This is a genomic window from Pseudorhizobium sp. NPDC055634 (assembly GCF_053618655.1).
The window spans coordinates 1-20,141 of the sequence record NZ_JBSHHW010000006.1 but is presented as its reverse complement, the minus strand read 5'-3'; the positions used below and the strand labels follow the sequence as shown (position 1 = coordinate 20,141).

Below are 20,141 nucleotides of genomic sequence, written 5' to 3'. Positions count from 1 at the left end.
AGGCAGTACTGGCGTCGAGGCTTTGAAGGTATGGACGAGGAATTGTGGAAGACTGTCCGGGTCCGAAACCGGTCGGTGTACCGGTCCGGCAGGACCGGCGTCCTGAACATCGCTCTCCTGTTCGGCACGGCGGCGATCGCGCTTTCGCTGATCGTCACGCCGATGATCGCCGACAGCGGTGACGGCCGGCGTCTCGCCCATGTCCAGGAAGAATTCGACCGGATGACCACCGGGTCGATCATGCCCGTCGACCGGGGGTCGAGGCATTACACCATCCGCCGCAGCGTACTTCAGGAAACGCCCGGCTCGGTTTGCATCATACAGCCCTACGACACGGACGCCCGCTGCTGATCGACAGTTCCGGGAGCCCTGCTGAAAGGATATATCGCATGCGTATTCTGAAGGCATTTCCCCGCAACCGAAAAGGAGCGACCGCCGTCGAGTACGGCCTGATCGCCGCGCTCATCGCGGTCGTGCTGGTCGTCGCGTTCGGTGGCCTTGCCGACACGCTGGTGAGCGTGTTCGACACGATCGACGGCTATCTCACGAACGCTGTCAGCTAGCCTTTCCCCGGTTCATCGTCACGCGGCACGCGCAGCGCATCGGCAAGCCGCATCTTCGCGGCGCCGGGCTTCAGCGGTTTCTGCTGGCTTTCGTGCGGGGCCCAGCCGGAGACGTAGATGATCGAGAAGGTGGCGCGGATGCGTCCGTCCGGATCGGCGTGACGCTCGGCGTAAAGCTCTGCGGCCCTCAGGAAGAAGCCCCTGTCGACGGGCATCCGGCTTCGTCCGACGAGCGGATTGGCCATTCCCATCGCCCGGATGTCGCGCATCAGCGGGAAGATGGAATCGTAGCGCACCGTGTAGTTCTCGACATCCACCACGGGCAGGGTGAAGCCCGCCCTCTGCAGCAGCGCGCCGACGTCGCGGACATCGGCGAAGGGGATGACGCGGGGGCTTGCTCCTCCCGTCCGCTCGATCTCGGTGGCGAGCAGGACGTCCCGCAGTTCGGCCAGGGTGCCGGCTCCCGGTATCGCCGCCATGAACAGGCCGTCCGGCTTCAGGGCGCGGCGAATTAGCACGAGCACGCCCGGCGTGTCGTTGACCAGATGGAGGGAGAGCGGCGAAAGCACGAGGTTCGTTGAAGAAGGCTCCAGCGGAACGTCGTCCAGGGCCGCGACCGTCAGGGGCTCGCCCGGTGCCGCGAAGACCGTGCTTGTCTCCACCCGCTCAATCGAGCCGATCTTGCCGGTTTCATAGGCGAGGCGCGCCGCCGGTCCCGGGCCGCCATGAAGCTCCACGGCGGTGTCGAACCTCCGCTCCACGACCGAGAGCCGTTCGGCCAGTTCGCGGGCCACCAGGTCAAGCAGGAACGAGGCTTCCGGATCGGCATTCCTGAACGCCCGTTCCCGACGTGCCTCCACCAGAGCCTGGTCGAAAAGAATCTCCATCGCGCGTGGTCCTTCGTATTTCCAGTTGCGGAATGGCGCCCGGCGGGAGCAAATGTCAATCCACAGGGGTGAGCGTGGTGGCCGCGGGGGGTGGCTATGGGGAGTGGGGACAAGTCGAGCGGGGAAAGGTCGTCGTCGCACGGCCGGGCGTGGCTGCGCTGGATCGGCGACCTCGTCTATCCGCCGTCCTGCCCCGCCTGCGGCACGATCCTCGCGGAGCGGACGAGCTTCTGTGCAACGTGCTGGCGGGACATCCGCTTCATCGAACGTCCGTACTGCGAGGTCCTCGGCATCCCGTTCGGCTATGATCCGGGCGAGGGCATGGTTTCGGCAGATGCGATCGCCGCGCCGCCGGTTTTCGACCGGCTGCGCAGCGTGGCGATCCATGAAGGCCCGGTGCGCCATCTGGTTCATGGCCTGAAATACCGCGACCGCACCGATCTCGCGGCGATGATGGCGGGGTGGATGCTGCGCGCCTCGGAGCGGCATGTCCTCGAATGCGACGGCATCGTTCCCGTCCCTCTGCATCGCTGGCGGTTTGCCGGGCGCAAGTTCAACCAGTCCGCGGAACTCGCCCGCCACCTGGCGCGACTTTCCGGCCATCCCTTCCTGCCGTCGACCCTCGTCAGGGTGAAGAGGACGGCGCGGCAGGTGGGGCTGACGGCGAGGGGCCGCGAGGAGAACGTCCGGGCGGCGTTCAAGGTGGTTCCCGGCCGGGAGAGCGACCTTGTCGGCAAGCGTCTGGTGCTGGTCGACGACGTCTTCACAACCGGCGCCACCGTGTCGTCCGCGACGCGGGCGCTGAAGAAGGCGGGGGCCGCCGAGGTCACCGTTTTGACCTTTGCAATGGCTATCGCCGGGCCTATATGAAGTTTGTAACACAATTCTGCGCGGCCCCATCCCGCCCGGTCGCGCCCCGGAGAAATCTCGATGGCCGATGTCACGATCTACACCCGTCAGGGCTGCGGTTACTGTTCCCGCGCCAAGTCGCTGCTCCAGTCGAAGGGGATCAGCTTCACCGAGCACGACGCGACCTTCTCCCCGGACCTGCGCCAGGAGATGATCCAGAAGGCCAATGGCAGCTCCACCTTCCCGCAGATATTCATCGACGGCAAGCATGTCGGCGGTTGCGACGATCTTCATGCTCTCGATCGGGCCGGGAAGCTCGACGAGATGCTCGCTGCCTGAGGGAGAGGGACGATGACGTTCAAGGCTGCCGCCATCCAGATGTGCTCCGGTGTCGATCCGGAGAAGAACGCCGCCGACATGGAGAGGCTCGTCCGCGAGGCCGCCTCCCAGGGCGCCGTCTATGTCCAGACCCCGGAAATGACCGGGGCGGTACAGAGGGACCGCCCCGGCCTGATGGCCGTGCTCCGGGACGAGGCGAACGACGTCATCGTCGCCACCGCCCGCGACCTTGCCCGCGACCTCGGCATCCACGTCCATGTCGGTTCCACGGCGATTGCGCTGCCCGACGGAAAGATCGCCAATCGCGGTTTCCTCTTCGCACCCGGCGGCGAACGGATCTGCACCTATGACAAGATCCACATGTTCGACGTCGATCTCGACAACGGCGAGAGCTGGCGCGAAAGCGCCGTCTACCGGCCGGGAGGCGAGGCGCGGGTGGCGGAGCTTCCGTTCGCGAAGCTTGGTTTTGCGATCTGCTACGATGTCCGTTTCCCCTCGCTGTTCCGCACCGAGGCGGTTGCCGGCGCCGAGGTCCTGACGGTCCCGGCCGCCTTCACCCGCCAGACGGGCGAGGCGCATTGGGAAGTGCTGCTGCGGGCCCGCGCCATCGAGAACGGCGCCTTCGTCATTGCCGCCGCCCAGGCCGGCGTCCATGAGGACGGCCGCGAGACGTTCGGCCACTCGATGATCATCGACCCGTGGGGCAAGGTCCTGGCGTCGGCGGGCGGCAGCGGCGAGGCGATCGTCATCGCCGAGATCGACGTCGACCAGGTCAAGGCAGCCCGGGGCAAGATCCCCAATCTCAAGAACGCCCGCGACTTCACCCTCGACACGGTGGCCTCGGAGGCGAAGGGGGTGGCCGCGTGATCCGCTACTCTCTCGTCTGCGACAATGCCCACGACTTCGAAGGCTGGTTCTCCGGCAGTGCCGACTTCGACCGCCAGGTCGAGGCAGGCCTGCTCACCTGCCCGGTCTGCAATTCGGCTGCGATCTCCAAGTCGCTGATGGCGCCTTCCGTCTCCACCGCGCGCAAGAAGGAGGAGAAGCAGGCGGTTGCGATGGACATCGCCCAGAAGCAGGTGATGGCGAAGATCCGCGAAGCGGTGGCGGCCATCAAGGCCAATGCCGAGGATGTCGGCGAGAAGTTCCCCGAGGAAGCCCGCAAGATCCACTACGGCGAGGCCGACGCGCGCGGCATCATCGGCCAGGCGAGCTTTGCCGACGTGCGCGAACTCATCGAGGAAGGCATCGAGGTCGCGCCGCTGCCGGCGCTGCCCGAAGATGCCAACTAGGGTCATCCCCGCTTCTTCGCCATCAGCATGTAGTTGACGTCCATGTCCGGGGAGAGGTTCCAGCGGTCCTGCAGCGGATTGAAGAAGACCCCGGTGCGGTGGACGATGTCCATGCCGCTCGCCTCAAGGGGGGCTTCCAGTTCATCCGGTCGAACAAGCTTCTCGTACTGGTGCGTGCCCCTTGGCAGCCAGCGCAGGATGTTCTCGGCGGCGAAGATGGCGAGCGCCCTAGCCTTCATCGTGCGGTTGATGGTGGCGACGAACATCAGGCCGCCCGGCTTCACCATGGAGGCGCAGGTGCGCATGAAGAAGTCGACGTCGGCGACGTGTTCGACCACTTCCATGTTGAGGACGACGTCGAACATCTCGCCGGCCTCCTGCAATTGCTCGGCCGTCACGGCGCGGTAGTCGATGCTCGTGCCGGTCTCGGCGGCATGGGTCGAGGCAATCCCGATATTCTTCTCGGACGGGTCGGCGCCCACCACGGTCGCGCCCATGCGGGCAACCGGCTCGGAGAGAAGGCCGCCGCCGCAGCCGATGTCGAGGACCCGCAACCCGGAAAGCGGCAGGTGCGCCTTCGGATCGCGGCCGAAGTTTTCGGCCACCCGGTCACGGATATAGGCCAGACGTACGGGGTTGAACTTGTGGAGCGGCTTGAACTTGCCCGTGGGATCCCACCATTCCGCCGCCATGGCGGAGAATCGGTCGACTTCGCTCTGGTCAATCGTCGTCTTTGCGGCATCGGTCATGGGGCATCATCTCCGGGATCTGCGCCTGAGGTCGGACGATCGGGGCCGGAAGTCAAGGGGCGCCTGCCGAGAAGCCGGGCGGCGTCATGGATGACATCCCATGGATCGAGCTCTGGCCACCGGGCCATGTCCTCAGCGAAGTCGCTCATTCCCTTCCTGAACAGCTCATAAGCGCGTGGGGGGAGGCGGTCGACACAGGACGGCAGAGTCGCGCAGGCATTGCCGCTCAGTCCGATCATGCGCTGCACCTCGACTTGCAGCGCCTGGTGGTTCGAGAGGACCAGCGGTCCCTTGCAGATGCGGTCGCGGCGGCACCGGCGAAAGCGGCAGGTCAGCCTGATCGTCGATAGGCTGGCGGTCATGCGGCAGAGCGCCTCGTGCCTGGCTGCCCGCATCTTTTCGTAGTCGGTCATGTCTGCGGTCATCGTCTCGTCCTTGAGGCTGATGAGAGGGCGCCAGTGAAAAGGACGGACTCCTCCCTTGGCGTTCCGGGGATCTTTCTGCGTCCTTCCGGAGCAGGACGGTTGAACTCTTTTAATTCCCCGGTTCTACCGGGGATCGGCCGGGACACGTCGTGTGTCTCGTGTTTAGTTTTTATGTGACACGCGACGTGTCCCGTTCGGTGTTCTTTGCCAGCGCAACTCCGGCACACAGAGGGCGAGCGAGGATGAAGGCCATGTTCATGGCGGGTTCAGGCGCGAGGGGAACAATGACGCCGTATCGACATTTTTGCGGGACCGGCCGGGTTGGTTGCCTGGCGGAGGCTTTCCAGGAGAAGAATACGTGAGGAAACATCTTATCAGTGCTGTCGCCGCATTCGGTGCAGTGATCGCCGTCCCCTCGCTCGCCGATGCCGCGGTGCGGGGCTTTGCGACCGCGAACGTCAACATGCGATCGGGTCCGAGCACATCCTACCCCACCGTTACCGTCATCCCGAACGGCGCGCCCGTCACCATCTACGGATGCATGAGCAGCGTGAACTGGTGCGACGTCGCCTTCAGCGGCGGTCGCGGCTGGGTCTCTGGCAACTACGTCCAGGCCACCCTTCAACAGCGCCGCGTCTATGTCGGTCCCCAGCACTACCGTCCCCTCGGCATTCCGAGCGTCACCTTCGAGGTCGGCAACTACTGGGACCGGCACTATCGCGGCCGGGACTTCTACCGCGACCGTGACCGCTGGGACCGGCGCGACAGAGGCGAATGGCGCGACCGTGACCGGCGCGACTTCGATCGCGACGGACGGCGGGGCGACTGGGACAGGGGCAGGGGCCAGGACAGGGACCGCGATGGCCGTCGCGGCGACTGGGACGGAGATCGTCGTCGCGACGGCGACCGCGTCGGCGTGATCACCCGTCCGGACGGCACGGTCTGCTTCGCCGGCGAGGAGCGCTGCCTGCGGCGCTGAGGGCGTCGATCGCCCGCTTCCAACCGATTTCCAACAGTACGGGCTCCTCGCGGAGCCCGTACTGTTGAGGGGCACGGTTGTCGCCCGCGGTGCCATTGCGCGCATGTTCCCTTTTCGCTAAGAGACGCCCGAATTCCTGCCTCCCCCGAGGCAGCATATGCAGACGCCCTCCGGGGCGAATGGGTGGTATTGGTCAACATGGCTCGCATCGTCATGAAGTTCGGCGGCACCTCGGTCGCCAATCTGGAGCGCATCCACAATGTCGCGCGCCATGTGAAACGCGAAGTGGATGCCGGCAACGAGGTTGCCGTCGTCGTCTCCGCCATGTCGGGAAAGACCAATGAACTGGTCGCCTGGGTACAGGACATTCCCAAGGTGGCCGGATCGAGTTCCCCTTTCTACGACGCGCGCGAGTATGACGCCGTGGTGGCGTCCGGCGAGCAGGTGACCTCGGGTCTTCTGGCGATCGCGCTGCAGTCGATGGGCGTCAATGCGCGGTCCTGGCAGGGCTGGCAGATCCCGATCAAGACGGACAATGCCCACGGCGCTGCCCGCATCCTCGATATCGACGGCTCCGACATCATCCGGCGGATGGGCGAGGGGCAGGTCGCCGTCGTGGCAGGCTTCCAGGGTATCGGGCCGGATAATCGGCTGGCGACGCTCGGGCGCGGCGGCTCGGATACGTCCGCGGTCGCGATCGCTGCCGCCGTCAAGGCCGACCGCTGCGACATCTACACGGATGTCGACGGCGTCTACACCACCGACCCGCGCGTCGTGCCGCAGGCGCGACGGTTGAAGAAGATCACCTTCGAGGAAATGCTGGAGATGGCGTCGCTCGGCGCCAAGGTCCTGCAGGTTCGCTCCGTCGAGCTTGCCATGGTCCACAAGGTCCGCACCTTCGTGCGTTCGAGTTTCGAGGATCCCGATGCGCCGGGCATGGGTGACCTCATCAACCCGCCCGGTACATTGATTTGCGACGAGGATGAGATCGTGGAACAGGAAGTCGTGACCGGCATCGCCTATGCCAAGGATGAGGCGCAGATTTCGCTCCGCCGGCTTGCGGACCGCCCCGGCGTCTCGGCCGCCATCTTCGGGCCGCTGGCGGAAGCGCATATCAATGTCGACATGATCGTCCAGAACATTTCCGAGGACGGGTCGCGCACCGACATGACCTTCACGGTTCCCTACGGGGACGTGCAGAAGGCGCTGAAGATTCTCGAGGACAACAAGGAAAAGATCGGCTTCGACGTCGCCCAAAACGAATCAGGCCTGTGCAAGGTGTCGGTGATCGGCATCGGCATGCGCAGCCATGCCGGCGTTGCCGCGCAAGCTTTTAAGGCACTTGCCGAAAAAGGCATCAATATCAAGGCGATCACCACCTCCGAGATTAAGATTTCCATCCTGATCGATGGCGCTTATTCCGAACTTGCCGTTCGGACTTTGCATTCCGCCTACGGTCTCGATAAGAGTTGATCATGAGCGGACGGTGCCGCCCTTCCCGCGCGGGAAGGTGCTGCCCCTGACGCATGGGGCACCTTTTTCGGGAGCTAGGACGCCGATGAGAGACCTGTCGGCCGGGCCGCGTGTTCTGCTTCGGCGGTTGCGCGAACTGATGGCGGAGCCGCTCGATCCGCAGGAGCGTCTCGACCGAATCGTCCGCCAGATCGCCAGCAACATGGTGGCGGAAGTCTGCTCGGTCTACGTGCTTCGATCGGACGGCGTGCTGGAACTCTACGCCACCGAGGGTCTCAATCCGGAAGCCGTCCACCTGTCCCAGCTGAAAATGGGGCAGGGCCTCGTCGGAACGATCGCCGCATCGGCGCAGCCCCTCAATCTTTCCGATGCGCAGGCCCATCCCGCCTTCCGCTATCTCCCTGAAACCGGTGAAGAAATCTACCATTCCTTCCTCGGCGTGCCGATTTTGAGGGCGGGCCGCACTTTGGGCGTCCTGGTCGTCCAGAACAGAGCGAGTCGGACCTATCGCGAGGATGAGGTCGAGGCGCTCGAGACGACTGCCATGGTGATTGCCGAGATGATTGCGACGGGGGAGCTGAAGAAGATCACCAAGCCGGGCCTGGAGCTCGACCTGACGCGCGCCGTCACGATCGGGGGCGACGGCTATAACGAGGGGATCGGCCTCGGGCACGTGATCCTGCACGAGCCGCGCGTGGTGGTGACCAATCTTCTCAACGAGGATGCCGAGAGCGAAGTGCGGCGGCTTGCCGAGGCGCTGGGATCGCTCAGGATTTCCATCGACGACATGCTGTCGCGCCGCGACGTGGCGAGCGAGGGCGAGCATCGCGAGGTGCTCGAAACCTACCGGATGTTCGCCTACGACCAGGGCTGGGTGCGCCGGATGGAGGAGGCGATCCACAACGGCCTGACGGCGGAAGCGGCGGTCGAGAAGGTGCAGAGCGACACAAAGGCGCGGATGATGCGCCTCACCGATCCGTACCTGCGCGAGCGCATGCACGACTTCGACGACCTCGCCAACCGCCTGCTGCGGCAGCTGACCGGGTTCAGCGGCCGGGCGATCGGCGAGGGCCTGCCGGCCGACGCGATCATCTTCGCGCGTGCCATGGGCGCGGCCGAACTTCTCGACTATCCGCGGGAGCGGCTGCGCGGGCTGGTGCTGGAAGACGGCGCCGTCACAAGCCACGTGGTGATCGTGGCGCGGGCTATGGGCATTCCGGTGGTCGGCCAGGCGGCCGGCGCGGTGGCGCTCGCCGAAAACGGCGACGCGGCGATCATCGACGGCGACGACGGGCAGCTTCACCTGCGGCCGGTGCCGGACGTGCTGAAGGCCTACGAGGAAAAGGTGCGGCTGCGCGCCCGCCGGCAGGAACAGTTCCGGGCCCTGCGCGACGTCGAGCCGGTGACCAGGGACGGCAAGCGCATCAGCCTGATGATGAATGCGGGGCTGATCGTCGACCTGCCGCATCTGCCGGAATCGGGCGCCGACGGGATAGGTCTCTTCCGCACCGAACTGCAGTTCATGATCGCCTCGACCATGCCGAAGCTCGAGGAGCAGGAAGCCTTCTACCGCAACGTCATCCGACAGGCCGGCGGCATGCCGGTGACCTTCCGGACGCTCGACATCGGCGGCGACAAGGTAGTCTCCTATTTCCGCGCCCACGAGGAAGAGAACCCGGCGCTCGGCTGGCGGGCGATCCGCCTTTCGCTCGACCGCCCGGGCCTCCTGCGCACGCAGTTGCGCGCCCTGCTGCGGGCGTCGGCCGACGCGGAACTCAGGATGATGCTGCCGATGGTGACCGAGGTGGCGGAAATCCACGCGGTGCGCGACCTCCTGCAGAAGGAAGTCCAGCACCTCTCGAAGTTCGGCCACAGCCTGCCGCGCAAGCTCTCCTTCGGGGCGATGCTGGAAGTGCCGGCGCTGATGTGGCAGCTGGACGAGCTGATGGCGGAGGTGGACTTCGTTTCCGTGGGTTCCAACGACCTCTTCCAGTTCTCGATGGCCGTCGACCGGGGCAATGCCCGCGTCTCCGACCGCTTCGACATGCTGGGCCGGCCGTTCCTGCGGATGCTGCGCGACATCGTCAGAGCGGCGGAGCGCAACAGGACATCGTTGACACTTTGCGGCGAGATGGCCGGGAAGCCGCTTTCCGCCATGGCACTGATCGGGATCGGGTTTCGCTCCGTCTCGATGGCGCCCACCTCCATCGGGCCGGTCAAGGCCATGCTTCTGTCCCTTGATGCGGACAGGCTGATGGAAACCCTGAACACGGCCCTGGACGACAGGCAGCCGGGACAGCCTGTGCGCGAACTGCTGCTGCGGTTCGCTGCCGAGAACGGCATCCCGGTCTGACGACAACAAGATGGAGTAGATGCGGGTGGCGAAGCTTCCTGTAGAGAAGATGCGCGAACTGGAGCGCCGCTTCGGCGAGATCGAGGCCCGCATGTCCGAGGGTCCGGCCGCGGACGTCTATGTGCGGCTGGCCTCGGAGTATTCGGAACTGCAGCCGGTGGTGCGCAAGATCCGCGACTTCGAGAAGGCGACCGCGGAAGTGGCCGACCTGCGGACGCTGCTTGCAGACAAGGCGACCGATCGCGAGATGCGCGAGTTGGCCGAGATGGAGCTTCCGGAGGTGGAGGAGCGGGTCGAGGCGCTGGAAAAGGACATGCAGGTCCTCCTCCTTCCGAAGGATGCCGCCGACGAGAAGAGCGCGATCCTCGAAATCCGGGCCGGGACAGGCGGCAACGAGGCGGCGCTTTTCGCCGGCGACCTCTTCCGCATGTACGAGCGCTACGCCGCCGGCAAAGGCTGGAAGGTCGAAGTGCTTTCGGCCAGCGAAGGCGAGGCGGGCGGCTTCCGGGAAATCATCGCGACCGTCAGCGGGCGGGGGGTGTTCTCCAAGCTCAAGTTCGAATCCGGCGTGCACCGGGTCCAGCGCGTGCCCGACACGGAGACGCAGGGGCGGATCCACACTTCGGCCGCAACCGTCGCGGTCCTGCCGGAGGCGGAGGAGATCGACATCGAAATCCGCCCGGAGGACATCCGCGTCGACACGATGAGATCGTCTGGCGCCGGCGGGCAGCACGTCAACACGACCGATTCCGCCGTCCGCATCACCCATCTGCCGACGGGGCTGGTGGTGACGAGTTCGGAGAAGTCGCAGCACCAGAACCGCGCCAAGGCGATGCAGGTCCTCAGGTCGCGCCTCTACGACATGGAAAGGCAGAGGGCGGAAAGCGAGCGATCGGCCGACCGCAAGAGCCAGGTCGGCTCCGGCGACCGGTCGGAACGCATCCGCACCTACAATTTCCCGCAGGGCCGCGTGACCGACCACCGCATCAACCTGACGCTCTACAAGCTCGACCGGATGATGGAGGGCGAGATCGACGAGGTGGTCGACGCGCTCATCGCCGATTACCAGGCAGGTCAGTTGGCGCAACTCGGCGAGCAGCAGGGTTGACGACGCTCTCCGACCTCGTTGTCGATGCGAGGAGCCGGCTTTCGGCGGCGGGTCTGCCGGACGCCGCGCTGGAAGCCCGGATCCTGATCGGGGGGCTTCTCGGGCTGACGGCGACGGAAGTGTTCGTCGAGGGCGACAGGATGATCGGCGCGGGCGAGCGTGCCGAAATTGAAAATGCCATCGCGCGCCGCTTGAAACGCGAGCCGGTCCATCGCATATTAGGAAGACGAGAATTTCACGGCATGATGCTGAGGCTTTCCCCCGCGACCCTGGAGCCGCGGCCGGATACCGAAATTCTGGTGGATGCGGTCCTGCCCCGCGTGAGGCAGATTGTCGCATCGGGCGGGAAAGCTCGCATCCTGGACCTCGGAACCGGAACCGGTGCCATCATCCTGGCGCTCCTGAAGGAGTGTCCGCAGGCGACCGGCGTGGGGACCGATATCTCCGACGATGCGCTTCAGACGGCGCGGGAAAACGCAGCGAGCCTCGGGCTTGCGGACCGTTTCGAGACGATCGCGAGCAACTGGCTCGAAAACGTCGACGGACAGTTCGACATCGTGGTCTCGAATCCGCCCTATATCAGGACGGATGTAATCGCCGCGCTGGAGCCGGAAGTCAGGGAGTTTGATCCCATGCGGGCTCTGGACGGCGGTCCGGACGGGCTGGAATGCTACCGCGCGATCGCCGAAGGCGCAGGCCGGGTGCTGACGCAAGGCGGGCTCATCGGGCTCGAGATCGGATACGACCAGAAGGACAGCGTCACGACCGTCTTCGTGGCCAAAGGCTTCGTGCTGCGGCAGGCGTTTCGCGATTTCGGAGACAATGATCGCGTCCTCCTGTTTGCCCGTGCAGAACCTGGCGGTTGATTTTGCGCAGCGAAAGAAAAGGCTTGGATTCCCCAAGGAAGCAAGATAGTTTGCGGCCACGTACCGGGCGGCTGGGAATGAACGGAAGATTCGTTCGGGTTAAGGTCAACCCTGAGACCGGCTCTTTTGAGTTTCAAAGGTTGAACATTTCCTGGTGCGTGATTCAGGTAATTTGACTTTCACTAGCGGCAGGCGACTTGGTGTCTTCCTGTGCGCGGCGCGCGAAGTCTTGGTCTGGCGCAGAGCCAGCATGGCCGCGCGGCCCCTTATCAGCGGATAACAGACAATTCAGGTGATCTATCAATGAGGCCAGGACAGCAGAACAAGCGCGGTCGAGGGCGTGGCGGCAGCAACAACAGTGGTGGCGGCGGCGGCAACTTCAATCGCAAGGGCGGCAATCCTCTTACCCGCACCTATGACAGCTCCGGCCCAGATGTGAAAATCCGCGGTACGGCCCAGCACATCGCCGAGAAGTATTCGGCGCTTGCGCGGGATGCGCAGAGCTCGGGCGACCGGGTGATGGCGGAAAACTACCTGCAGCATGCGGAACACTACAACCGCATCATTGCTACCGCCCAGGCGCAGATGCAGGAACGTTTCCAGCGCGACGAACGCGGCGAGTTCCAGGATCGCGACGGCCAGGACGGCGACGACATGGAGATGCAGGACGGCGACGACGACGGTTCGATCCGCCAGCCGCAGTCCTCGGATGCCCAGCCGCAGCGCCGCGACAACCAGCAGCCGCCGCGCCAGAACCGCCGCGAGCGTGATCCGCTTCCGGCTGCCGAGGCAGCGCCCGCGATCGACGGCTCCGGTCCGCAGCCGGTGATCGAAGGCATCCCCGCCGAAGTGGCGGCGGAATCGGAAGAGCAGAGCGCGCAACGCGAACGCCAGCCTCGCCGCCGCACCGCCGGCAACCGTCCGCGGCGTCCCCGCCGCGGCGAGGAAGGCGGAGCTTCGGAAGCAGGCGCCGACGAAGGCCAGCCGGAAATGGCGGACGCGAGCGGCGAATAGACGCTCCTTCAGCAATAAACAGTTCGAAGCTCCGGCCCCGCGGCCGGAGCTTTTTTGTTTTCCGCACCCGGTCTCCAGTCGGTGCCAGGCTCTCTTCCTGTGAGGCGCCGGATGCGGACCCGCTGGACAAGCGCATCTCAACCCTCTAATCGTTATGATATTACATAACTTGGAGGTCGAAATGAATTTCCATCCAACGCGTATTTTTCTTGTGGCAATCCTGCTGGCTGCAGGAGCGATGCCGGTTCCCGCGGCCGACACCGAGCGGTGGCGGCTGTTCGTCGGTGATCAGAGTGCCGCGAAGCTGACCGTACTCGATGCGGCGAACGGCGAGCGGGTCGCGGAATTCCCGCTGAAGGGTTACGCGACCCACCTGGTGGCGAGCGAAAGCGGCAGGACGGTCTTTGCCGTTCAGATGGATCACAACGCGGTGGAGGTGGTGAGTACCGGCGTCGCCCTTACGGATCACGGCGAACACCGCGACATCGAACTGGAGACGCCGGCAGTTCTTCTGCGTGTGGAAGGAAAGCGTCCCGTTCACGCGGTTCCCCATGGCGACGAGATGCTGCAATTCTTCGATCTGGAAGGAGAGGCGCGCATCTTTAACGAAACGGCACTCCTGAACGGCGGAAAGGACCACGAGGTGGTGAAAGCCGCAGCCCCGCATCACGGGGTCGCGGTCCGGATGGGCGAGTACATGCTCGTCTCGGAGCCGAACCTTTCGGGCGAGGCTGTGGTCAAGGAGGGCGAGCTGCCGCCTCGTCTCGGGCTCAAGGTGCTGGGCAAGGACGGCCGGCAGGTCGGGGAGGTCTACCCTTGCACCGGACTGCACGGCGAGGCGAGTTCCGCCGGTCTCGTTGCCTTCGGTTGCAAGGAAGGGGTGCTCGTGGTGCGCGACGGCGGCCGCGAGGCGCCGAAGGCCGAATTGCTGCCCTACGGTGAGGACATGCCGCAGGGCCAGGTCGGCACGCTCCTCGGCGGCAGGTCGATGCAGTTCTTCCTCGGCAATTACGGGGAGGACAAGGTGGTTGTGATTGACCCCTCGTCGAGCGAGCCATACCGCGTGGTGCCGCTGCCGGTCCGGCGGGTCGACTTCGCGCTCGATCCCGGCAGGCCGTCGACCGCCTATATCTTCACCGAGGACGGCAAGCTCCATGTGCTCGATATACTGAGCGGCGAACTGACCGGCTCGGCGCAGGTCACCGAAGCATACAGCAAGGACGGCCACTGGCGTGACCCGCGGCCGCGGCTCGCCGTCATGGGCGACGAGATCGCCGTGAGCGATCCCCGCCAGCAACGCATCAGGATTCTTGATGCGGAGACCCTGAAGGAGACGCGCAGCATCCCGGTCGAAGGCCTTCCGTTCAACATCGTCGCGGTCGGTGGGGAGGGTGTGGACCACTGACGCGCCACGGGCCGGTGCACCGCGCATTCCGGACCGCATAAGGCATCTTCCGGCCCGGCTGGCTGCCGCTCGTTTTGCAGGCGGCCGGGTCCTTTAAAACCGCAAAACGACCTCCCATATCACTTTCAACGCCGGGCAATCCGGCGACGGGCTGGCCTTTGAGGGAGCTCAATCTCAATCATCGCTCCGTGCCTTACGATTGGGCGGAACGATTCGTGGAGGTTCTACATGAATATCGAGAAATATTCCGAACGGGTTCGCGGCTTCCTGCAGTCGGCGCAGACCCAGGCGCTGTCCGAAGGGCACCAGCAGTTCACGCCCGAGCATGTGCTCAAGGTGCTGCTCGACGATGACCAGGGCATGGCGTCCTCGCTCATCACCCGCGCCGGCGGCGACCCCAAGGAAGCACGCATTGCCAATGACGCGGCGCTTGCCAAGCTGCCGAAGGTTTCCGGCGGTGGCGGCCAGGTCTACCTGTCGCAGCCGCTCGCAAAGGTCTTCACCACCGCCGAGGATGCCGCCAAGAAGGCCGGCGACAGTTTCGTCACGGTCGAAAGACTTCTCCTCGCGCTGGCGATCGAAAGCACAGCCTCGACATCCGCGACGCTGAAGAAGGCGGGCGTCACCGCGCAGGCGCTGAACCAGGTCATCAACGACGTTCGCAAGGGCCGCACGGCCGACAGCGCGAATGCCGAGCAGGGCTTCGACGCGCTGAACAAGTATGCGCGCGACCTGACGGCCGAGGCCCGCGAGGGCAAGCTCGATCCGGTCATCGGCCGTGACGACGAGATCCGCCGCACCATTCAGGTCCTTTCGCGCCGCACCAAGAACAATCCGGTGCTGATCGGCGAGCCGGGGGTCGGCAAGACGGCGATCGCCGAGGGGCTTGCGCTTCGCATCGTCAACGGCGACGTGCCCGAAAGCCTCAAGGACAAGAAGCTCATGGCGCTCGACATGGGTTCGCTGATCGCCGGCGCGAAGTATCGGGGCGAGTTCGAGGAACGTCTGAAGGCCGTGCTGAGCGAGGTCCAGGCCGAGAACGGCGAGATCATCCTGTTCATCGACGAGATGCACACGCTGGTCGGCGCCGGCAAGGCGGACGGCGCGATGGACGCGTCGAACCTCCTGAAGCCGGCCCTTGCCCGCGGCGAGCTGCATTGTGTCGGCGCGACCACGCTCGACGAATACCGCAAGCACGTGGAGAAGGATGCCGCGCTCGCCCGCCGGTTCCAGCCCGTCATGGTCAACGAGCCGACGGTGGAGGACACGATCTCCATCCTGCGCGGGCTGAAGGAAAAATACGAGCAGCACCACAAGGTGCGGATTTCCGACTCCGCGCTGGTTGCCGCTGCGACCCTTTCCAACCGCTACATCACCGACCGCTTCCTGCCGGACAAGGCGATCGACCTGATGGACGAGGCTGCCTCGCGCCTGCGCATGCAGGTGGATTCCAAGCCGGAGGAACTGGACGAGCTGGATCGCCGCATCATCCAGCTGAAGATCGAGCGCGAAGCGCTGAAGAAGGAGACCGACACGGCGTCGGCCGACCGGCTTGCCCGGCTCGAAAGCGAACTCGCCTCCCTCCAGGAAGAGGCGGATGCGCTGACGGCGCGGTGGCAGGCAGAAAAGCAGAAGCTCGGGCTTGCCGCGGACCTGAAGAAGCAGCTGGACGAAGCCCGCAACGAACTGGCGATCGCCCAGCGCAGCGGCGAGTTCCAGCGCGCCGGCGAACTGGCCTATGGGGTGATCCCGGGCCTGGAAAAGGACCTGGCCGCCGCCGAAGCCCAGGATACGACCGCCACGGCCATGGTGCAGGAGGTCGTCACCCCGGACAACATCGCCCATGTCGTCTCCCGCTGGACCGGAATTCCGGTCGACAAGATGCTGGAGGGCGAGCGTGACAAGCTGCTGCGCATGGAGGATGAGCTGGCGAAGTCGGTCGTCGGCCAGGGCGACGCCGTCCAGGCGGTTTCCCGCGCGGTGCGCCGCTCGCGCGCCGGGCTGCAGGATCCCAACCGGCCGATCGGCTCGTTCATCTTCCTCGGCCCGACCGGCGTCGGCAAGACGGAGCTGACGAAGTCGCTTGCCCGCTTCCTGTTCGACGACGAGACGGCGATGGTGCGTCTCGACATGTCGGAATACATGGAGAAGCACTCCGTCGCCCGGCTGATCGGCGCGCCTCCCGGCTATGTCGGCTACGAGGAAGGCGGGGCGCTGACCGAAGCGGTCCGGCGCAAGCCCTACCAGGTCGTGCTGTTCGACGAGATCGAGAAGGCGCATCCGGACGTGTTCAACGTTCTCCTGCAGGTGCTCGACGACGGGCGGCTGACGGACGGGCAGGGCCGTACGGTCGACTTCAAGAACACGATCATCATCATGACCTCGAATCTCGGGGCGGAATATCTCACCGGCCTTCCGGAAGGGGCCGATACCGACCAGGTGCGCGAACAGGTGATGGACGTGGTGAAGGCCTCGTTCCGGCCGGAATTCCTCAACCGCGTCGACGAGATCATCCTCTTCCACCGCCTGCAGCGGACGGAAATGGGGGCGATCGTCGATATCCAGATGAGGCGGCTGGTCTCGCTGCTCGCCGAGCGGAAGATCACGATCGAACTCGGCGAGGATGCGCGCGAATGGCTGGCCGACAAGGGCTACGATCCGGTCTACGGGGCGCGGCCGCTGAAGCGGGCGATCCAGAAGTTCGTCCAGGATCCCCTGGCCGAGCAGATCCTCGGCGGGCATATCCCGGACGGGTCCGCGGTCGCCGTCGATGCCGGCTCCGACCGGCTGCTCTTCCGCGTCAGGCGGACGGTGGCGGAGGCCGAAGCGGCCTGACCCGGCAGATCGCATCGCAGACATGAAAATGGCGGCCCCGAGCCGCCATTTTTTCATCGATGCCCTAGCGGCTCGCGACCTCGGCCGGATCGCCACCCGAACCGAGCAGCGCATCGATCCGGTTCCGCTCCTCCTTGAACCGGGCGAGGTTGTCGCCCTCGAGCGACTTGCCGCCCGGCAGGCGGATCTTCATCGGGTCGACCTTGCTGCCGTTGACGATCAGTTCGTAGTGCAGGTGCGCGCCGGTCGAAAGGCCGGTCGACCCGACATAGCCGATGACCTGGCCCTGGGTGACCTTGGCGCCGGGCTTGATGCCCTTGGCGATGGCGCTCTGGTGGTTGTAGGAGGAGACATAGCCGTTGGCGTGGCGGATGATCGTCTGGTTGCCGTAGCCGCCCTTGTCCCAGCCGGCCTTTTCCACCACGCCGTTGCCGGCGGCGATGATCGGCGTGCCCCGGGGGGCGGCCCAGTCGGTGCCGGTATGCATGCGCGCATAACGCAGGATCGGGTGGCGGCGCATGCCGAAGCTCGAGGTCAGGCGGCCGTTCGGAACCGGGTTGCGGAGCAGGAACTGGCGGATGCTGCGGCCCTCGGCGTCAAAGTAGTCGACGGTGCCGTCCTTCGGATCCTGGAAGCGGTAGAAGCGGGTGGTCGTGTCGCCGAAATGGGCGTTGACGTAGAGGAGTTCGGATTGCTCGCTCGCCTGGCCGCTCTCGTCCTGGGCGGAGAAGAAGGCCTCGATGCGGTCGGTCGGCTTCAGCTGCGCCTGCAGGTCAACGCTGCTCGCGAGAAGCTTGACGAGAAGGCCGGTCATTTCGGTCGTCATGCCGTAGGAGAGCGAGGCGCGGTAGATGCCGTCGTAGACCCGGGGCAGTTCGCGCCCGGCGACGACCTGGACCGGCTGGTCGCTGAACGCGCCGGCGATGGCGTCGATCATCGGGGGTTCCTCGCCGTCGATCATCCTTCCATGGTCGCTGACAGCGATGGTGACCTCGTGCCCGCCCTTCCGATAGACGCTGGCGCGCACGACGAGGACCATTTCGCCCTGCTGGACGACGCCGATCCTGAGGACGTCGCCGGGAAATAGCTTCGGCTCGCGGAGCCGGTTGCCGAGATGGCCGGCGATCTCCTGCGACTTGCCGGCGGGATAGCCGACATCCTCGAGTGCCTCGGCGATGTCCTTCTCCGCCCGGATCGGGATGATGTCGTCGGCATAGTCTCGGGTCTCGGGGGTGACGGGCTCCGCCGGCGTCACCGACATGTTCTGCTCGACGATGCGGGCGGCAAGGCCCGCCGTCAGGTCGAGACCGTCGCCGCCGGAGGAGAAACGCTGCGGGTCGACGTAATAGAGTGCCGAAAGCTGCGTGTCGCCGTCGGTCAGGACGGAGCCGTTGGAGCGGACGTTCTCCTCGACCTCTTCCAGAGACATGGAGGGCGCATAGGGATAGTGCGCGCCGCTCGCGGGAAAGGCGATCGTCCTCAGGCTGACTTCCGATTCCACTTCAGACCCGTAGATGAGGCCGGTCGTGCCGGGGGCGGGCGCCTTGCCCTCGCTTGAGGAGAAGATGGTGAGCGGATCGAAGTCCGGATAATCCTCCTGGGCGACGTGATTGGCGGCGAGGTTCATCTTCACATGCGCGAAGGGGCGCCGCCGGATGATTTCCTTGTTGCCCTCGTGGACGACGGTCGAGACTTCGAGAACCTTGCGGTCGGTCGGCATGGCGACGATGTTGCCGCCGAGAAGGCGTCCGCCGCGGCTGACCGTATCGGGCTCGTCCTCGAGCGGCAGGGAGGCGGAGGCCTCGGCCGGGATCGCCAGCTGCTGGCGGCCGTCGAGCGCGGCGAAGAGAGCGACGCCCATGAGGATGGAGGAGGTGATGCCGGTGAGGAAGGTGCCGGACAGCCATCGCAGCGAGATCTCGCGCCGGTCCGGGGCCCGCCGGCCGTCGGCCAGCAGTGGCGGCTCGTTGCCGAGCGTCCGGATCGTGTTGCGGGCGTTGATCATGCCTCTCCCTGCATTCCCCTTATGCTCGTCTGATCGCCGAGCCATCGTGGCGCCGCGAGCTTGGGCCAAACATGTGCCCCTTTTCACCCGACCGTGTCAAATCACGACACGTCCCCATAAGGGAAGGAAGAGAGACGCATGAGCGGCGCGCCGGCGAAGCACCGGACAGGCCTTGGCCGCAATGGAATCGCTCTTAACATGAGGATTGTGAAAAAGTCGGGGCGGGACGGAGGCCGCCTGCTTCTGGCGTGCCGCTTATCCACGGTGCTCTCGCGTGCCAGGAGGGGATTTACCGGCGTTTTGGCCTTTGGTTTTGGAATTTGTGTTTTATATCAGTTGGTTGGATGAAAGTTTGGATGATTTTGAAAATCCGTGTTGACTTGTTTTGGGGGTTGGGACTATAAACCGCTCACCAACGAGGGCGGCGGCGCTGCTGGCGACGACCTCTCTCGTTCTAGAGAAACCCTTTGAATTGGCGAATGCTGGTTTGTTTCCCGGCCATGGGTCGGGGAGTTGGGTTTTTGACGGAAGGTCCGGTTTCGGGTTGATTTCGTCGGTTTTTTGACAATTGAAGAATGGAAGAAAGAGAAACGTGGTCGGCGGTTTTCGCGGACGGTCTTCGGACTGTCTATGAAGAAGACAAGTGACGGTCACGTTTTGATATGAGAACACCATGGGTTTGGCGCAGTGATGCGTCGGGTCCAGAGTGAGTTCTCGTCGATTCAGAACAAGTGATCAGTCACGGATTGGATTCTCAACTTGAGAGTTTGATCCTGGCTCAGAACGAACGCTGGCGGCAGGCTTAACACATGCAAGTCGAGCGCCCCTCCTTCAAGCAAGCTTGAAGGATTTACTCCTAGAAAAAGAAGATCATGAACGCTTCAGAATGAAGCTTTCTTGATGGAGGGGAGCGGCAGACGGGTGAGTAACGCGTGGGAACGTACCCTTTACTACGGAACAACTCCGGGAAACTGGAGCTAATACCGTATGTGCCCTTCG

18 protein-coding genes and 1 rRNA gene are annotated in these 20,141 nt (G+C 64.9%); 15 read left to right on the top strand and 4 right to left on the bottom strand.

Annotation, left to right across the window (positions count from 1 at the left end; all coding sequences use genetic code 11):
- Window positions 1–30: 30 nt before the first annotated feature.
- Window positions 31–351, top strand: a complete 321-nt coding sequence (locus tag ACWGPT_RS11435; protein WP_452605732.1) for a hypothetical protein — start codon at window positions 31–33, stop codon at window positions 349–351.
- A 38-nt stretch (window positions 352–389) separates the two neighbouring features.
- Complete coding sequence (locus ACWGPT_RS11430) at window positions 390–563, top strand: Flp family type IVb pilin (RefSeq protein WP_452605731.1); 174 nt, start codon at window positions 390–392, stop codon at window positions 561–563.
- Here ACWGPT_RS11430 and ACWGPT_RS11425 read toward each other — a convergent pair.
- A complete protein-coding gene (locus ACWGPT_RS11425; protein WP_452605730.1) occupies window positions 560–1,450 on the bottom strand; it encodes a methyltransferase domain-containing protein in 891 nt (296 codons plus the stop codon). The two genes, ACWGPT_RS11430 and ACWGPT_RS11425, sit on opposite strands and share 4 nt — an antisense overlap.
- Before the next feature lie 96 nt (window positions 1,451–1,546).
- Here ACWGPT_RS11425 and ACWGPT_RS11420 point away from each other — a divergent pair, with 96 nt between their 5' ends.
- Genes ACWGPT_RS11420 through ACWGPT_RS11405 form a run of 4 tightly spaced genes read left to right on the top strand, consistent with a single transcriptional unit; the run spans window position 1,547 to window position 3,930 of the window.
- On the top strand, window positions 1,547–2,320 hold the full coding sequence (locus tag ACWGPT_RS11420) for a ComF family protein (RefSeq protein ID WP_452605729.1): 774 nt from the start codon (window positions 1,547–1,549) through the stop codon (window positions 2,318–2,320).
- 60 nt (window positions 2,321–2,380) lie between these two features.
- Window positions 2,381–2,638: a glutaredoxin 3 gene (gene grxC, locus ACWGPT_RS11415; protein WP_452605728.1), complete on the top strand. Its 258-nt coding sequence runs from the start codon at window positions 2,381–2,383 to the stop codon at window positions 2,636–2,638.
- Window positions 2,639–2,650: 12 nt separating this feature from the next.
- Window positions 2,651–3,505 carry a carbon-nitrogen hydrolase family protein gene (locus ACWGPT_RS11410; protein WP_452605727.1) on the top strand — a complete coding sequence of 285 codons (855 nt, stop codon included), beginning with the start codon at window positions 2,651–2,653 and terminating at the stop codon, window positions 3,503–3,505.
- Complete coding sequence (locus tag ACWGPT_RS11405) at window positions 3,502–3,930, top strand: DUF1178 family protein (protein WP_452605726.1); 429 nt, start codon at window positions 3,502–3,504, stop codon at window positions 3,928–3,930. Before ACWGPT_RS11410 ends, ACWGPT_RS11405 begins: the two co-directional genes overlap by 4 nt.
- Before the next feature lie 2 nt (window positions 3,931–3,932).
- On the opposite strand, the gene ubiG is transcribed toward ACWGPT_RS11405, so the two are convergent.
- Window positions 3,933–4,679, bottom strand: coding sequence for a bifunctional 2-polyprenyl-6-hydroxyphenol methylase/3-demethylubiquinol 3-O-methyltransferase UbiG (gene ubiG / locus ACWGPT_RS11400; RefSeq protein ID WP_452605725.1), 747 nt, complete (start codon window positions 4,677–4,679; stop codon window positions 3,933–3,935).
- Entirely contained in the window at window positions 4,676–5,104 is a 429-nt protein-coding gene (locus ACWGPT_RS11395) for a hypothetical protein (protein ID WP_452605724.1), read from the bottom strand. The genes ubiG and ACWGPT_RS11395 overlap by 4 nt, the downstream gene beginning before the upstream one ends.
- Window positions 5,105–5,462: 358 nt before the next feature.
- On the opposite strand from ACWGPT_RS11395, the gene ACWGPT_RS11390 reads away from it, so the two are divergent.
- The 8 genes from ACWGPT_RS11390 (at window position 5,463) to clpB (ending at window position 17,137) form a co-directional block, all read left to right on the top strand.
- Complete coding sequence (locus ACWGPT_RS11390) at window positions 5,463–6,083, top strand: SH3 domain-containing protein (RefSeq protein WP_452605723.1); 621 nt, start codon at window positions 5,463–5,465, stop codon at window positions 6,081–6,083.
- A 198-nt stretch (window positions 6,084–6,281) separates the two neighbouring features.
- Window positions 6,282–7,556 carry an aspartate kinase gene (locus ACWGPT_RS11385; protein ID WP_452605722.1) on the top strand — a complete coding sequence of 425 codons (1,275 nt, stop codon included), beginning with the start codon at window positions 6,282–6,284 and terminating at the stop codon, window positions 7,554–7,556.
- Window positions 7,557–7,641: 85 nt separating this feature from the next.
- Window positions 7,642–9,909: a phosphoenolpyruvate--protein phosphotransferase gene (gene ptsP, locus ACWGPT_RS11380; RefSeq protein ID WP_452605721.1), complete on the top strand. Its 2,268-nt coding sequence runs from the start codon at window positions 7,642–7,644 to the stop codon at window positions 9,907–9,909.
- 25 nt (window positions 9,910–9,934) lie between these two features.
- Window positions 9,935–11,017 carry a peptide chain release factor 1 gene (prfA, locus tag ACWGPT_RS11375; protein ID WP_452605720.1) on the top strand — a complete coding sequence of 361 codons (1,083 nt, stop codon included), beginning with the start codon at window positions 9,935–9,937 and terminating at the stop codon, window positions 11,015–11,017.
- On the top strand, window positions 11,014–11,883 hold the full coding sequence (prmC, locus tag ACWGPT_RS11370; RefSeq protein ID WP_452605719.1) for a peptide chain release factor N(5)-glutamine methyltransferase: 870 nt from the start codon (window positions 11,014–11,016) through the stop codon (window positions 11,881–11,883). Before prfA ends, prmC begins: the two co-directional genes overlap by 4 nt.
- 303 nt (window positions 11,884–12,186) lie before the next feature.
- Window positions 12,187–12,897: a DUF4167 domain-containing protein gene (locus ACWGPT_RS11365; RefSeq protein WP_452605718.1), complete on the top strand. Its 711-nt coding sequence runs from the start codon at window positions 12,187–12,189 to the stop codon at window positions 12,895–12,897.
- Window positions 12,898–13,078: 181 nt separating this feature from the next.
- The gene (locus ACWGPT_RS11360) at window positions 13,079–14,302 is read left to right on the top strand and encodes a hypothetical protein (RefSeq protein ID WP_452605717.1); all 1,224 of its coding nucleotides are present in this window, start codon (window positions 13,079–13,081) and stop codon (window positions 14,300–14,302) included.
- Between the two features lie 228 nt (window positions 14,303–14,530).
- Entirely contained in the window at window positions 14,531–17,137 is a 2,607-nt protein-coding gene (clpB, locus tag ACWGPT_RS11355; RefSeq protein ID WP_452605716.1) for an ATP-dependent chaperone ClpB, read from the top strand.
- A 64-nt stretch (window positions 17,138–17,201) separates the two neighbouring features.
- Here clpB and ACWGPT_RS11350 read toward each other — a convergent pair whose 3' ends face one another.
- Window positions 17,202–19,142, bottom strand: coding sequence for a M23 family metallopeptidase (locus ACWGPT_RS11350; protein WP_452605715.1), 1,941 nt, complete (start codon window positions 19,140–19,142; stop codon window positions 17,202–17,204).
- A 755-nt stretch (window positions 19,143–19,897) separates the two neighbouring features.
- Here ACWGPT_RS11350 and ACWGPT_RS11345 point away from each other — a divergent pair.
- Window positions 19,898–20,141 (top strand): 16S ribosomal RNA (locus tag ACWGPT_RS11345); the annotation flags it as partial.